Annotated in this window: 14 protein-coding genes and 1 pseudogene; 6 read left to right on the forward strand and 9 right to left on the reverse strand. The window is 70.2% G+C overall.

Annotated elements, in window-relative coordinates:
* Nucleotides 1–31: 31 nt before the first annotated feature.
* The 8 genes from ETD85_RS50520 to ETD85_RS50555 form a co-directional block, all read right to left on the reverse strand.
* A complete protein-coding gene (locus ETD85_RS50520; protein ID WP_138697002.1) occupies nt 32–559 on the reverse strand; it encodes a hypothetical protein in 528 nt (175 codons plus the stop codon).
* A 358-nt stretch (nt 560–917) separates the two neighbouring features.
* The gene (locus tag ETD85_RS50525; RefSeq protein ID WP_138697003.1) at nt 918–1,514 is read right to left on the reverse strand and encodes a hypothetical protein; all 597 of its coding nucleotides are present in this window, start codon (nt 1,512–1,514) and stop codon (nt 918–920) included.
* Complete coding sequence (locus ETD85_RS50530; protein ID WP_138697004.1) at nt 1,511–2,098, reverse strand: RNA polymerase sigma factor; 588 nt, start codon at nt 2,096–2,098, stop codon at nt 1,511–1,513. Before ETD85_RS50530 ends, ETD85_RS50525 begins: the two co-directional genes overlap by 4 nt.
* 46 nt (nt 2,099–2,144) lie before the next feature.
* Nucleotides 2,145–3,314, reverse strand: coding sequence for a Gfo/Idh/MocA family protein (locus ETD85_RS50535; protein WP_138697005.1), 1,170 nt, complete (start codon nt 3,312–3,314; stop codon nt 2,145–2,147).
* 22 nt (nt 3,315–3,336) lie between these two features.
* Entirely contained in the window at nt 3,337–4,959 is a 1,623-nt protein-coding gene (locus ETD85_RS50540; protein ID WP_138697006.1) for a type 2 periplasmic-binding domain-containing protein, read from the reverse strand.
* A gap of 25 nt (nt 4,960–4,984) precedes the next feature.
* Entirely contained in the window at nt 4,985–5,851 is an 867-nt protein-coding gene (locus ETD85_RS50545; protein WP_240779964.1) for a carbohydrate ABC transporter permease, read from the reverse strand.
* 11 nt (nt 5,852–5,862) lie between these two features.
* Nucleotides 5,863–6,759: an ABC transporter permease gene (locus tag ETD85_RS50550; RefSeq protein WP_138697008.1), complete on the reverse strand. Its 897-nt coding sequence runs from the start codon at nt 6,757–6,759 to the stop codon at nt 5,863–5,865.
* A gap of 110 nt (nt 6,760–6,869) precedes the next feature.
* Complete coding sequence (locus ETD85_RS50555) at nt 6,870–8,012, reverse strand: ROK family protein (protein ID WP_138697009.1); 1,143 nt, start codon at nt 8,010–8,012, stop codon at nt 6,870–6,872.
* A 176-nt stretch (nt 8,013–8,188) separates the two neighbouring features.
* On the opposite strand from ETD85_RS50555, the gene tdh reads away from it, so the two are divergent.
* The 6 genes from tdh (at nt 8,189) to ETD85_RS50585 (ending at nt 13,974) form a co-directional block, all read left to right on the forward strand.
* Nucleotides 8,189–9,217 carry an L-threonine 3-dehydrogenase gene (gene tdh, locus ETD85_RS50560; protein ID WP_138697010.1) on the forward strand — a complete coding sequence of 343 codons (1,029 nt, stop codon included), beginning with the start codon at nt 8,189–8,191 and terminating at the stop codon, nt 9,215–9,217.
* Complete coding sequence (locus ETD85_RS50565) at nt 9,217–10,386, forward strand: glycine C-acetyltransferase (protein WP_138697011.1); 1,170 nt, start codon at nt 9,217–9,219, stop codon at nt 10,384–10,386. Before tdh ends, ETD85_RS50565 begins: the two co-directional genes overlap by 1 nt.
* 180 nt (nt 10,387–10,566) lie before the next feature.
* Nucleotides 10,567–11,469, forward strand: coding sequence for a LysR family transcriptional regulator (locus ETD85_RS50570; RefSeq protein ID WP_138697012.1), 903 nt, complete (start codon nt 10,567–10,569; stop codon nt 11,467–11,469).
* A gap of 60 nt (nt 11,470–11,529) precedes the next feature.
* Nucleotides 11,530–12,075, forward strand: coding sequence for an RNA polymerase sigma factor (locus ETD85_RS50575; protein ID WP_138697013.1), 546 nt, complete (start codon nt 11,530–11,532; stop codon nt 12,073–12,075).
* The gene (locus tag ETD85_RS50580; RefSeq protein WP_138697014.1) at nt 12,072–12,920 is read left to right on the forward strand and encodes a hypothetical protein; all 849 of its coding nucleotides are present in this window, start codon (nt 12,072–12,074) and stop codon (nt 12,918–12,920) included. The genes ETD85_RS50575 and ETD85_RS50580 overlap by 4 nt, the downstream gene beginning before the upstream one ends.
* 22 nt (nt 12,921–12,942) lie before the next feature.
* Nucleotides 12,943–13,974 (forward strand): MFS transporter, encoded by a 1,032-nt coding sequence (locus ETD85_RS50585; protein ID WP_138697015.1) that lies wholly within the window; start codon nt 12,943–12,945, stop codon nt 13,972–13,974.
* A gap of 82 nt (nt 13,975–14,056) precedes the next feature.
* Here ETD85_RS50585 and ETD85_RS50590 read toward each other — a convergent pair.
* Nucleotides 14,057–14,836 (reverse strand): annotated as a pseudogene (locus tag ETD85_RS50590) (ABC transporter); the annotation flags it as partial.

A 14,836-nucleotide genomic window follows, 5' to 3' on the forward strand; every position in this document is an offset into this window, starting at 1 on the left:
GGCCGGTGCGGGGGTGGTCCGGCCGGCGAGCTCAGGCGACGCCGACCAGGTGGCGGACCCGTGTCTCCTGGTGGGCGGCCCTGGCCCGGCAGGCGAGCTTGACCGCCGCGTCGGCCAGCGCGATGTCACGTGGCACCGCCGGGATGTCATCCCCCATCTTGACCCGCAGCCAGTCCGAGACCTCCGCCCAGGAGTAGATGCTGATGTTGTCAGCTTCGATGACGGGCCGGGGGAAGCCACCAGGCCCCCGCTGCCCGCTGGCGAGCTGCCGCAGACTGGCCTGCGTCCGGCCGCCGTGCCGCCGCGCCGCGTCGCCCAGCGTCACCCCGTCGCCCTGTCCGACGCCCACCGCCCACAAGCCGGGGACCGTCCTGACCTCGATGAGCACCGACGCGATGGCGTCGAGCAGATTGTCCGCCTCACGTGTGCACATGAGGTGCATGTCGCCCTCGCGGCCTCCCGCGACCGAGCAGTCGTCCAGGCCCGCGTCGTAGAGCGCGATGATCTCCTCATCGGTAGGCTCCCGGTTGAGTATGACGCGGAAGTTCCAGGTGGTCATGAGTCCTCCTTGCTCGTGCCGCAGGTGACATGCTCGCCCGCCCATTCGAGGATGTTTCTCGCGTGGTTCCCCGGGTTGCGTGGTGTGCACCAGATGGAGTGCGGCTTGACCCCGCAACTGCATTCGACCCATCCCCAGCGGTGCCCATTGTGGCTCTCCACCACAGTCAACGACTCGATCTTGCGGATCACTTTGAGGACCGCATTGATCTCGTTGTGCTGATGTCTTCCTCGACCAACCATGTTCCAATCTTGCAACAGTGTTGCATGGTTGGAACGGTATTTCCAGTCCTGGAGTCCCCACCTGCGCGACGATGCCCGCCGCGCGGTTCGCGTGGCGGGCATCGTCCCCCTGTGAATCAGTGCGAAAGCGGCGCGTCCTTGGTGTCCACCAGCTCGCAGTCGGCGATCGGGGCCTCGCCCACCCTGGCCCAGATCCCCGCCACCACCCTGCCGGGCCGCTCGGAGACGCTGAACTCCAGCACCCCCGTCTGCCCGGGACCGATCACCCGCGGGTCGATGGTGAAGCCCTCCCCGTACTCCTCCGGCCCGGGCCATACCACGAGCGGCGCCTCCTCCTTGTCGAGGAAGCGGCTGCTGCGCGGCTGCGGGCTGCACTTCTTGCCGGACGGGATGTAGTTCACCACCACATCGGCCCCCATGTCCCGCAGGTCGGCCTGGAGCTTGTCCGGGTCCTTGGCCTCGTTGATGGTGATGTGGAGGAGGCCGTCGGCGCTCCTGTCCACCGCGTACGCGGGCCCGCCGCCGAGCAGCAGCGGCACGGCCACGGCCACGGCCACGGCGGCCACCAGGCCCAGAGCTGGGGCCAGGACGGCGGGGCGCGGGAGCCGCCGGAACCGCCGCCTGCGCGGCTGGTCGTCGATCTCGGTCATCACGAACTCCTTGAGCAATCGGTGACGGCCCTCAGGAAGATCGCGTTCGGCCGGCCAGTTCATCGGATCTCCTCCTTCGCGGGGCCGCGGTCACCTATTACCTGTCGGGGGCCGGGCGGCGGTTCCCCGGTGCCCGCGAGTTTCTTGCGCGCCCTCGACAGCCGGGACCGCACGGTGCCCACCGGGATGCCGAGCGCCTCGGCCGCCTGGGCGTAGTCGAGTCCCGCCCAGACGCACAGCGCGAACACGTCCTGCTCCTGGCGCCGCAGCCGCCCGTACGCCTGGCGGACGGCGGCCAGCCGCTCGGCGTCGTCGATGCGGCCCACGACCTCGTCGGCGAAGTCCGGCGTCTCCTCGCCCCTCGGCAGCCTGGCCAGGGCGTCGTCATGGCGGCGCGCGGCCCGGCGCACGTTGCGGGCGACGTTCGTGGCGATGCCGAGCAGCCACGGCCGTAACGAGCCGCCCTCCGCGTCGATCTTCGCGCGCAGCCGCCAGGCTTCGAGGAACGTCAGCGCCATCACGTCCTCGGCCGCCGACCAGTCGGCGGTCAGGCGGAAGGCATGGTTGTAGACGGCCTTCGAGCACTCGTCGAAGAGCTGGCCGAAGGCCGCCTTGTCCCCGTCACGTATACGGCCACGTGTCGACATATCCACACATAGGTACTGTCCGGTCGGCCGCCCTGGTTCCGGGAGATCAGCGCTGCCCGTTGTCGAAGTACGCGGCCAGCTCCGGATCCAGGGCCGGCACGTCGTACGGCATGCCCCCGTCCCGCAGCGACATCGTGGCCATGTACCCGGCCGCCACGCTCATCCGCGCCGCCACCGGAGAGGTGTCCGTGACGCCGCCGTCCCGGACGAACCGGCAGAACTCCGCCAGGATCTCCGGGTCCGCGCCCCCGTGCGACCCCTGCGCCGCAGGCACCTTGTACGTGATGTCGCCCTCGCCGCGATACCCGGCGGGCCCCGTGTTCCACACCTTGACCGTGTCCCCCGGCCCGTCGCCGAAGTTCTCCAGCCGCCCCTCGGTGCCGATGACCGTGTAGTTGCGCACGTAGTCGGGCGTGAAGTGGCACTGCTGGTAGGCGGCGATGACACCGTTGTCCAGCCGCATGTTCATCACCGACACGTCCTCCACGTCCACGACGTGGTGCAGGTCGCGGCGGGCCGTGGGCGGCCAGTCGAAGTCCTTCAGCCAGCCCTCGGGCCGCGGCGTGCCCGGCTCGCGGCGCGGCAGGTCGCCGTAGACCATGAGGTCGCCGAAGGCGTTCACCCTGGTGGTGTAGCCGCCCGCGAGCCAGTGGATGACGTCGAGGTCGTGCGCCGCCTTCTGCAGCAGCAGCCCGGTCGTACGGGTGCGGTCGGCGTGCCAGTCCTTGAAGTAGTAGTCGCCGCCGTAGGACACGAAGTGCCGCACCCAGACGGTCTTCGGCTCGCCGATGACGCCCTTCCGGATGATGTCCCGCATGAGGCGGACCACGCCCATGTGCCGCATGTTGTGCCCGACGTACAGTTTGGTGCCGGTCCGGCGGGCGGCGCGCAGGATGTTGTCGCAGCCCTCCACCGTGATGGCCATCGGCTTCTCCAGGTAGACCGGCTTGCCGGCCTCCAGGCAGTCGATGGCCAGCCGCTCGTGGGTGTCGTCCGGCGTGTTCACCACGATCGCGTCGAGGTCCGGCCGGTCGAGCAGCTCGCGGTAGTCCTCGGTCAGGTACTCCGCCTCGAACCTCCCGGCCTGCCTCTTGAGCACGGCCGGGTCGGAGTCGCACAGCGCGGTCACGACCGAGCCCTTCCCCGGCCGGTGGGCCGCGAGGGCGAGGCTCGTCCGCAGGCCGAGGCCGATCACTCCGATGCGCAGGTCTTCCACTGGTGTCCTTTCAACAAAACGATCAACCCTTGGCGATGGAGGCCTCGTACTCGGCCCGCATCGCCTCGCCGCCCTTGCCCAGCCACTTCTTGACGAAGGCCGGCCAGTCCGAGAGCGGCTTGCGGCCGGTGACGATGTCCACGACCATGTCCGTGCCCATGGTGCTGAGCTCGCCGTTCTTCTGCGTGTAGGTGTCCGAGAAGTGGCCCGTCGTGACGCGTTCCTGCAGCATCGGCGCGACCTTGGTCTCGAAGTCGTGAATGAGCTTCGTGCGCTCGGGCTGCCCGGGCAGGAAGAGCGCGGAGGGCGACCCGATCACGAACGAGATCGGCTGCTGCGTGGTGGGCACCTCGGCCGCGCCCTTGTCGGTGAAGGCCAGGTCGCCGTCCTTCTTGGTGAAATGGGTGCCCTCGATGCCGAAGTTGACGAGCTGATATTCCTCCGTGCCGAACGGGGCCGCCAGGTAGTCGAGCACCTTGAGCAGGGTCTCGACCCGCTCGGCGGGCACCTTCTTGCTGATCGAGGTGAAGCCTACCGACCCCAGACCGGCGTTGTAGACGGGCTTGGACCCGGGGGTCGCGGCGAAGGGCACGATGGCGCCGAGGTTGTACTTCTGGGTCTTGGCGTCGTTCAGGAAACCGGGGAACGACTCGACGTACGCGCCGATCTGGCCGTTGGCGACCTTGTCCTTGATGGTGGCCAGGGCCGGGTCGGGCCAGAACAGGTTCGCCTTGAAGCACTTGACCGCCAGCTCCAGCGCGGCCTGGTACTCGGGGGTCTCGAACTGGTGGGTGAGCTTGCCGCCGGCGAGCTTCCACGTGTTCGGGGCGCCGTACCAGTGGCTGAACATGTGGACGTGGTTGTAGTACGACGGTTCGAGCGGGTACTTGTTCTTTTTCACGTCGAGCAGCTGCTTGGCCTTGTCCAGGAAGTCGTCGGCCGAGGTGAAGCTGGTGCCGCCGACCGGCGCCCAGTAGTCCTGGTCGACCAGGAACACCTGCCCGAACCTGCTGTAGGCGACCGCCACGCCGAACAGCTTCCCGTTGGTGACGGCGGACTTCCAGGTCACGTCGCCCAGGTTGGCCAGGTTGGGATACTTCTTGATCGCGTCCCCGCTAAGGTGCGACGTCAGGTCGTGGAACTTGGCCTCCAGCAGCTCGGGCACCCGTTGCAGGCCCTGGTTCGGCGGGAACCAGACCAGGTCCGGCAGGTCGTCGCTGGCGATGATCGCGTTGAACTTGTCCGGGTAGCCGTCGCCGACCACGATGTTCATGCTCCACTCGGAGCCCAGGGCCTTGCTCAGCTCCTGGAGGTAGGCGTTCCGGCCGGGCGCCGGCGGCGCCACGTCCCACGTCTGGGTGAGCGAGGTGATCTTCTTGCCGTCGCCGGGCGGTGCGGCGACCGACTTGACCAGCTCGGCCGGATACTTCAGGTACGCCGGGTCCTGCCCCGCGTCGATGGGCAGGTCAGGCGTGGGGATCTTGGCCGCCGTGTACGCGGGCAGCGTCAGCTTCTTGGACAGCTCGGCGCCGCCCTTCCGCACGCCTGCCGCGCCGCCCTCACCCCCGCAGGCGGCGAGCCCGGCGACCGTGGCGCCGGCGAGCGCGAGTCCGAGGAATCCGCGACGGGACATGGTTGATGACATGGTCTCTCCCTGTAAACCGGGGGGTTCAGCCCTTGATGGCGCCGGTCAGGACGCCCTTGGTGAAGTACTTCTGGAGGAAGGGGTAGGCGAGCAGGATCGGCACGAGCGCGGTGATCAGCACCGCCATCTGCACCGACGAGGCGGGCAGGTCCCGCACGATCGCCACGTCCGAGCCGGTGGCCGCGGTGCCGCGGAAGATGTACTGCCGCAGCACGACCTGGATCGGATGCTTGGTCTGGTCGTTGATGTAGAGGATCGCGGTGAAGAACGTGTTCCAGTACGAGACCGCGTAGAACAGGCCGACCACCGCGATGACCGCCTTCGACAGCGGCAGCGCGATCCGCCACATCATCCGGAACTCGCCGCACCCGTCCATGCGCGCGGCCTCGAACAGCTCCTCCGGCAGGTTCTGGAAGAACGACCGGACGACGACCACGTTGAAGGCGTTGACGAGCACCGGGACGATGAGCGACTGGTAGGTGTCGATCATCCCGAGCTCTTTGACCATGAGGTAGCTCGGGATCATGCCCGGCGTGAACAGGAACGTGGCCAGCACCATCAGCAGGATCGGCTTGCCGCCGAGCATGCCGCGGCGCGACAGCGCGTACCCGAGGAAGACCGTGCAGATCAGGCTCAGCGCGGTGCCGGTGAGCGTGATGCCGATGCTGATCAGCACCGACCTGGTGACCGAGCCGCCGGACAGGATCAGCTCGTACGCCTCGAAGGTGGGGTGCGAGGGCCACAGCACGTAGCTGCCGCCGTTGGCGATGCTCTCCGCGCGGCCCATCAGGCTCGTGCCCACCGCCAGCCCGAACGGATACAGCACGATCAGCGTGATCGCGGCCAGCACGACGAACTTGAGCGTGCGCCCCGCCACAGTGGGGCGCTCCATCCACGGCGCTCTCATCGGTAGATCCCCTGCTCTCCGAAGCGGTGTGCGAGCTTGTTGGCCGCGTAGATCAGCGCCGCGCCGATGAGCCCCTTCATGAGCCCCGCCGCGGTGCTCATCCCCCAGTCACCGTCGCGGATGCCGTGGTAGTAGACGTAGGTGTCGATCACCTCGGCCGCTCCCGCGCCCACGGCGTCCCGTTGCAGGACCATCTGCTCGAACCCGACGGACAGGATGTCGCCCAGCCGCAGGATGAGCATCATGAGGATCACCGAGCGGATGCCGGGCAGCGTCACGTGCCACAGGCGGCGTTTCCAGTCGGCGCCGTCGATGGCCGCGGCCTCGTAGTGGCTCATGTCGATGGCGGTGATCGCGGCGAGGAAGATGATCGTCCCCCACCCGCAGTCCTTCCAGATCACCTGCGCGGTCACGAGGAGCTTGAAGGTGTCCGCGTTCGACATCAGGTTGCCGATGGTGATCCCGTGGGAGTTCAGGAACGTGCTCACCGTGCCCGCGCCCCCGATGACCTGCTGGAACATCGCGACCACCACGACCCACGACAGGAAGTGCGGCAGGTAGACCACGGTCTGGATGAAGCGCTTGATCCGGTGTCCGACCAGGGAGTTCAGCAGGAGCGCGAGCGCGATCGGCGCGGGGAAGTAGAGGACGAGCTGCAGGGCGGTGATCTGCAGGGTGTTGCCGACCGCGCTCCAGAACTCCGGCTCTTCGAGTAGCGCCACGAAGTTGTCCAGGCCCACCCACGGGCTGCCCGAGATGCCGAGGAACGGCGCGTAGTCCTTGAAGGCGATCACGTTGCCCAGCAGGGGCACGTAGAAGAACGTCACGAAGTAGAGGACACCTGGCAAGCACAACGCCAGCAGCGTCCAGTCGCGTCTCAGGCGCTCAAGCATGGGCTGGAGATTAGCGGCTATTTATGCAAATAACTAGTGTTAATCGAGCAACTCCGCGCACGACGCCCGCGCATGACCAGGGAACACGGGCCTCGTGACGGGATAGTTACTTAAGAAGGTTGGGTAAACAGCAGCCGGTCGGCCTGGTCCAGAGCCAGCCGCACCGCTCCGAGCGTGATGCACTCGCTGCCCAGCCCGGAGGCCACGACCTCGGGTGGATAGAGGCAGTAGTCCTCGAACAGCTCCTTGATCGGCGCGACCAGCAGGTCGCCGGCCGAGGACAGGCTCCCGCCGATCACGACCAGGTCGGGGTCGAGCGGGTTGACCACCGTGATCAGCCCGGCGGCCAGGCCGCGCGCGAACTCCTTGACCGCCTGCTCGGCCTTCTCCTCGCCCGCCCGCGCCCTGGCGATGGCGAACTCGGCGCTCTGCCGGCTGGAGCGCAGCTCGCCCGGCTCCGCCGCCATCGCGTAGTCCATCACGTGCCGGAAGGCGGCCCAGTTCTCGTGCGGCTGGGCGCCGATCTCGCCGGAGGCCGCGTGCGCGCCCCGGTGCGGGCGCCCGCCGATGAGCAGGCCCATCCCGATCCGGTCGCCGGTGAAGAGGTAGACCACGTCGTCACGGCCCTGGGCCGCGCCGCGCCAGTGCTCGGCCAGCACCGCGAGCCGCATGTCGTTCTCGACCAGCACGGGGGCCGGGATCCTGCGGCGCAGCTCGCCCTGCAGGTCGAGGCCCGTCCAGCCGGACAGCGCGATGCTCTTGACCACCCGGCCCGCGCCGTCCACGGTGCCCGTGGTGCCCACTCCGACGGCGGCGGCGTCCGCGACGGCCAGCCCGGCCTGGGCGGCGACCGTGGCGGCGAGCTCGGCGACGGCCTCCAGCCGCTCCTCCGCGGGCATGTCGCGGTGGTTGGGCACACGGTGGGTGGCCACGATCGTGCCGTTGAGGTCGGCGACCATGGCCCGCAGCCGGGAGGCGCCGATGCCGACGCCGATCACGTGCCCGGACGCGGCGCGGAACCTGAAGCGCCGGGCCGGCCGCCCGCGCTGGCGGTCGCCCTGGTCCTCCTCGCACTCTTCGGCCCAGCCGTCGGCGACCAGGTCCTCGACGATCACCTCGGCGGTCGGCCGCGACACGCGGGCCGCCCTGGCCAGCTCCGACAGCGTGGCCACCTCTGTCTCGCGCAGGATGCGGAGGATGGCCGCCGAGTTGAGCCTGCGCAAGAGGGAGGCGTCGCCGCTCTGCTGTCGCACCGAGTCCTCCTGAGGTCTAGTCCCGCCATCCTACTAAGTCAAATATCTTGCGTAATTGCTCCTGGCCGGGCCGCCGCGTGAAGCTGAGCTGTGGGGGCACTTAAGAATCCTTCGATGGACATGCTCGGAGGGGAACGGGCACAGTGCGTTAGGTTCGGACCTAGGGGGATGGAGCCATGAAAGCGCTGGTCAAGGAGAAGCCCGAGCCTGGACTCCGGCTGGTCGAGGTGCCCGAGCCCGAGGTGGGCCCGGGCGAGGTCAAGGTCCGGGTGGTGAAGACCGGCATTTGTGGCACTGACCTACATATCCGCAAATTTGATGATTGGGCGCGGCATACTCTGGAGCTGCCGCTCATCGTGGGACACGAGTTCTCCGGGCACGTGGTCGAGGTGGCGCCGGGCGTCGAGGACATCTCCGTCGGCGACCTCGTCAGCGGCGAGGGGCACCTCGTCTGCGGCAAGTGCCGCAACTGCATGGCGGGCCGCAGGCACCTGTGCCGCAACACGATCGGGCTGGGGGTCAACAGGGACGGCGCCTTCGCCGAATTCGTCACGCTGCCCGCCGCCAACGTCTGGGTGCACCGGGTGCCGGTCCATCCCGACGTGGCGGCCATCTTCGACCCGTTCGGGAACGCCGTACACACCGCGTTGTCCTTCCCCCTGGTCGGCGAGGACGTGCTGATCACCGGCGCGGGCCCGATCGGGCTCATGGCGGCGGCCGTGGCCACCCACGTGGGCGCGCGCAACGTGATGATCACCGACGTCAGCGACGAGCGGCTCGACCTGGCCGGCAAGCTCGGCGTCTCGCTCGCCCTGAACGTCTCCAGGGCCACGATCGCCGAGGGCATGCGGCAGCTCCACATGCGTGAGGGCTTCGACGTGGGGCTGGAGATGTCCGGCAACCCGGGCGCCATGCGCGACATGATCGCGAACATGACCCACGGCGGCAAGATCGCCATGCTCGGGCTGCCCGCCGAGGAGTTCGCCGTCGACTGGGCCACGATCGTGACGTCGATGATCACCATCAAGGGCGTGTACGGGCGAGAGATGTTCGAGACCTGGTACAACATGTCCGTCCTGCTGGAGAAGGGCCTCGATCTCTCCCCGGTGATCACCGATCGTTTCTCGTACCGCGATTTCGACGACGCCTTCGACACGGCCGCGAGCGGCCGCACGGGCAAGGTCATCCTGGATTGGAGCTCTTGATGTTCACAAACGTGCGCGAGCAGCTGCGTACGACGCTCGACGAGATCACCGAGGCCGGGCTGCTCAAGCCCGAACGGGTGATCACCACCCCGCAGAGCTCCCAGGTGAGCGTGGCCGGTCGCGAGGTGCTGAACTTCTGCGCCAACAACTACCTGGGCCTGGCCGACGACCCGGCCGTGGTGGAGGCCGCCAAGCAGGCGCTGGACCGGTGGGGCTTCGGCATGGCTTCCGTACGGTTCATCTGCGGCACCCAGGAGGTGCACAAGGAGCTCGAAGCCCGCCTGTCGGACTTTCTCGGCATGGAGGACACCGTCCTCTACAGCTCCTGCTTCGACGCGAACGGCGGCGTGTTCGAGACGATCCTCGACGCCCAGGACGCGGTGATCTCCGACGCGCTCAACCACGCCAGCATCATCGACGGCATCAGGCTCTCCAAGGCCCAGCGCTTCCGCTACGCCAACCGCGACATGGCCGAGCTGGAGTCCAGGCTGAAGGAGTCGGCGGACGCGCGGCGGCGGCTGATCGTGACCGACGGCGTGTTCTCCATGGACGGATATTTCGCGCCGTTGCGGGAGATCTGCGACCTGGCCGATCAGTACGACGCCATGGTCATGGTCGACGACTCCCACGCCGTCGGCTTCGTCGGCCCGACCGGCCGCGGCACGCCCGAGCTGCACGGCGTCACCGACCGGATCGACATCGTCACCGGCACGCTGGGCAAGGCGCTCGGCGGGGCCAGTGGCGGCTACGTCTCGGCCCGCAAGGAGATCTGCGAGCTGCTGCGGCAGCGCTCGCGCCCTTACCTGTTCTCCAACTCCCTCGCCCCGGTGATCGCCTCCGCGTCGCTGCGCATCCTCGACCTGCTGGAGACCTCCAGCGAGGCCCGTGAGCGGCTCCGCTCGAACACCGCGTACTTCCGCAAGGCGATGACCGAGGCCGGGTTCGACGTCCTGCCCGGCGAGCACCCGATCGTGCCCGTGATGATCGGCGACGCCGCCGAGGCCGCGGCCATGGCCGAGCGGCTGCTCGACCTCGGCATCTATGTCATCGGCTTCTCCTATCCCGTCGTGCCGCATGGCCAGGCCAGGATCCGGGTCCAGCTCTCGGCCGCGCACTCGGCCGAGGACGTCGAGCGCGCGGTGCAGGCGTTCATCCAGGCCCGCGGCTGAGCCGCACCTCCACGGCGCGCGCCGTCCCGCGAGGGTCTGCCGTCCCGAGAGCGGGCCGTCCCGCGAGGGTCTGCCGTCCCGAGAGCGGGCCGTCCCGCGAGAGTGTGCCGCGGCCTGCGGGGGCGCGGGTCCCGGACGGCGGGCGGTTCGTGAGCGGCCTGGGGTGAGTATTCTCGCAGCGTGATAGACACGCGGCGGCTGCGCACGCTGCGCGCGGTGGCCGACCACGGCACGGTCACCGCCGCCGCTGCGGCGCTGCACCTCACCCCTTCCGCCGTGTCCCAGCAGCTCGTCGCGCTGGAGCACGAGGTGGGCCACCGGCTGTTCACCCGTGACGGCCGCGGCGTCCACCTCACCGCCGTCGGCAAGATCATGGTCGGCCATGCCAACGAGGTGCTCGCCCAGCTCGAACGCGCCGAGGCCGAGGTGGCCGCGTACACGACGGGCGAGGCGGGCGAGGTCACGGTGGCCTGCTTCGCCACCGCGATCAGCGCCGCGCTCTCCCCCGCCATCGCCGTGCTGCGGACCACCGCCCCCGGGCTGCACGTCCGCGTGCTCGACGCCGAGGGCGACCACAGCCTGGCCATGCTGCTGGACGGCGAGGCCGACCTGGCCGTCACGGTCGAGTACCGGGGCGCGCCCGACGCCGCCGACCGCCGCCTGTCGCGTCTGCCCCTCTACGCCGAGCCCTTCGACCTGGTGCTCCCCCACGACCATCCCGCCGCCGAGTCGGCCACCCTGGTGTCGCTCGCCGCCGAGACCTGGATCGGCCCCTACCCCGGCAACCCGGTGCACGACGTGATCACGTTCGCGTGCCAGCAGGCGGGGTTCACCCCGAACCTGGCACACTGCTCCGACGACTTCCGCGCCGTGGTCGCCCTGGTGGGCGCCGGGGTGGGGGTGGCGCTGGTGCCCCGGCTGGCGCTGCGTGACATGGCGCTGCCCGGGGTCGCCGTGCGCCACACCCCCGGGCCCGAGCGCCGGGTCTTCGCCGCCGTACGCCGTGGCGCCGAGTCCCATCCCCTCCTGCGCCCGCTCCTGTCGGCCCTGCGCGCGGTCGCCGACTCCCTCGGAACCGAGTGAAACACTCCGACTTATCCAGACATCTCCTCAGGTGTGTTCGCCGATCGGAAGGACCACCGCATGGGCCCGCCTGAGCCCGGACCGCGCTTCGAGGAGATGTACATGACGCACTATCCCGCCATCGCCACCTACGTCAGGCGGCGCGCCAGCTCCCCCGACGACGTCGCGGACGTGATCGCGGAGACGTTCACCACGGCCTGGCGCCGGCTGGACGACGTCCCGGAGGGCGACGAGGCCAGGCTCTGGCTGTACGGGGTCGCCAGGCGCGTGCTCGCCAACCACTTCCGCGCCGAGGAACGCAGGACCGCCCTGGCCGTCCGGCTGCGCGCGGAGGTCACGACCTGGGCGGACACCGTCGTCCAGCACGACTCCGCGTACGAGGCGTTCAAGCGGCTCTCCGACGACGACAGGGAGCTGCTCGCGCTCACCGCCTGGGAGGGGCTCACCGGGCCCGAGATCGCGAAGGTGCTCGGCTGCTCACGCGGAGCCGCCAGGATCCGGCTGCACCGCGCCCGCAAACGGCTGGCCAAGGAGCTGGCCGAGCAGGACCCCGACCTCACCGGCTTCGGCGCCCGTGCCGTCTCTCTCGCGAAGGGGCGGTCATGACCCAGGACATCGACCGGATCGTCGCCCGGTTCGCGGCGCCGCCCGTCACCGAGGTCGGCGAGGACGCTCGCGACCTGATGCACGAGATCATGGCGAGCGAGCCCACTCCGGGCAAGGCCCGCAGAAGGCCGCGCCGGCGGGTGGCCATCCCGGCGGGCGCCCTGCTGACCGCCGCCGTCGTGGCGGTGACCTGGCTGCTGCCGGCCTCCTACGCCGCCGCGCTCGACATCCGGCAGGAGGGCGGCTACTACGTCATCCAGATCAAGGACCTCTACGCCGCACCCGAGACGTACGAGGAGCAGCTGCGCTCGGTGGGGCTGGACGTCTCGCTCATCGTGGTGCCCGCCTCGGCGGCCTTCGAGGGCCAGGTCTTCCCCACCGCTCCGGACCTGAACTACATCACCGACATCAAGGGCATCTACCCGCCAGGGCCGTGCGACAAGCTGGACGGCTGCGCCATCGGGGTGAAGATCCCCGTCGGCTTCAAGGGCACCGCGCGGATCGAGGTCGGCCGGAAGGCCAAGCCCGGCGAGCGCTATCACGGCTTCACCTCCTGGGACGTCAAGGGCGAGCCCCTGCACTGCGTGCCGTACCGCAACAAGACCGTCGCCGAGGTACGGACGATGCTGAGGGAGCGCGGGGTGGACATCGAGGAATTCATGGTGTTCGACCCCACCGACATCAAGGCCGGCTACGAGCTGCGGAAATCCGTGCCCGACCGCTGGTTCGTGAGCGGCGGCTCTCTCCACTCGTCCGAGCTGGCCGTCGTGTACGCGCACGCCAAGGCGACGCCCCAGAAGAGCATCGACCGGCGCAACCAGGCCAACGGCTGCCCCACGTCCTGATCTCGGGGGTAGCGTGCGGCATATGGGAGCGAGCGTGCCGTACCACCGGCTGCTCCGCCTTCCCGGGGTGGCGGCGCAGGGCGTGCTCGGCTTCCTGGCACAGCTCACGCAGCAGGTCGCGCCGGTCGGGACCGTGCTCGTCGTGCAGCAGGAGAGCGGCTCGCTGGCACTGGCCGGGGCGACCGCGGCGGCGTTCTCCGCCGGGGCGGGCATGGGCAGGCCGGTCCAGGGGCGGCTCATGGACCGGCGAGGAGCCCGCCCGGTGCTGGCCGTCACCGCGCTGCTGCACGTCGCTGGGCTGGTGGCGCTGGTGGCCTGCGCGGTGGGCGGATGGCCGTGGTGGTGCGTGGTGGCGCTGGCCTGGGTGGCCGGGCTCGGGCTGCCGCCGATCTCCGTCAGCATGCGGATCGAATGGGGCCGCCGCCTGCCGGGCGAGGGACGGACCGCCGCCTACAGCCTCGTGTACCTCGTGCAGGAGCTGGCCATGCTCATCGGGCCGCTGGCATTCGGGCTGGTGATCGCGGTGGCCTCCGCCTCTCTGGCGCTGGGCCTGGTGGCCGTGGCGGCGGGGGCCGGAACGCTGGCCTTCTCGCGGGCGTTACGGGCGGGCTCGGCCGCCCGGCCGCCGGAGCGGGGACGGGTGTTCGCCGACCGCCGGATGCTGGTGCTGCTGGCCGTGGTGCTGCTGCTCGGCGGGACCCTCGGGGCCTTGCAAGTGGGGTTGCCCGCGCTCGCGGTCGCCAGGGACGCGCCCGCGGCGACGGGACTGCTGGTGGCGGCGCTGTCGGTGGGCGGGATCGCGGGGGCCGCGATCTACGGCTCCCGCTCGTGGGGCGCCGGCGTCCAGGCGCGGCTGGTGGCGCTCATGCTGGTGCTCGGGATCGTGCTGGCGTCGCTGGTGGTGATCGAGGCGCTGCCGATGTTCTGGGCGGTGGTGCTGGCCGGGGGTGTCGGCCAGCACTTCGGCGCCTCGGCGCCCTTCCTGGCCGCCTCGGCGTCGGCACTGCTGGGGGCGGCCCTGGCCGGCGTGCTCCTCCCCCGAACCCGCACCTGACCGGCCTCGCTAACCCGGCCTCACGAAGGAACCCACGGCCAACCCGGCCCGGGTGCCCGGGACAGGCACCCGAGGGGCGGGCTCAGGCTCGGGCCAGTTCGAGTGCTTCGGCGAAGCGGGCGTGCCGGTCCAGCTCCGCTTCCACGGGCTCCAGCACGTACGCGTGCCCGACCTGCCCGATGGCGGCGCGCAGGGCCTTGGCCGTACGGCGGGCTCTGCGCCGGCCGCCCGCCCACGCGGCCAGCCTGGACAGCACCGCGATCAGGACCCCGGCCAGCGCCCCTCCGACCAGCAGCACGGTCGGCCACGGCACCACGCCGACGGTCGGGAGCGGCGGCTGGGGCAGCCGGAGATAGTCCATCCCGAACAGCCCGCCCAGCCACAGCGCACCGGCCAGCATGGTCGCGAACACCAGCCACTGCAGGACGTTCACCGCCCGCCACCACCGAGGGCGGCGCGTCGCACCGACGGACGTCTTGGCCACCGCCTTGTCCACCGCGTCGGCGAGCTCGTCCGAGCGGGCGCGCGCCGCCTGCCGCACCGCCACCGCCCACGGCCCGGGCAGCCCGGACGCGGCCGCCTCGCCGACGTCCCTGATCGCCGTCTCGACCTGAGCCCGCTGTACGGCCGACGCCCCGGGAACCGAGGTACGGCCGACGAGCTCCCGGTCCGGTCTCCCCGGCTGGGCGACGCCGATGCGCAGCCTGCGCAACGGATCGGGCCTGAACCTCCTGAGCCAGCGGGTAAGCGGCCATCCGGTGGCGACGACGGCCCGATGCCGATGCCCCTTGGCCACCGCCTCCACGACCACCGGCACCCCGGCCGCCGCGCAGAGCGCCCCCGTAAGCGCCCGGTCCCAGCC

Origin of the sequence: Nonomuraea zeae, assembly GCF_005889725.1 — a bacterium.
Taxonomy (GTDB): Bacteria; Actinomycetota; Actinomycetes; order Streptosporangiales; family Streptosporangiaceae; genus Nonomuraea; species Nonomuraea zeae.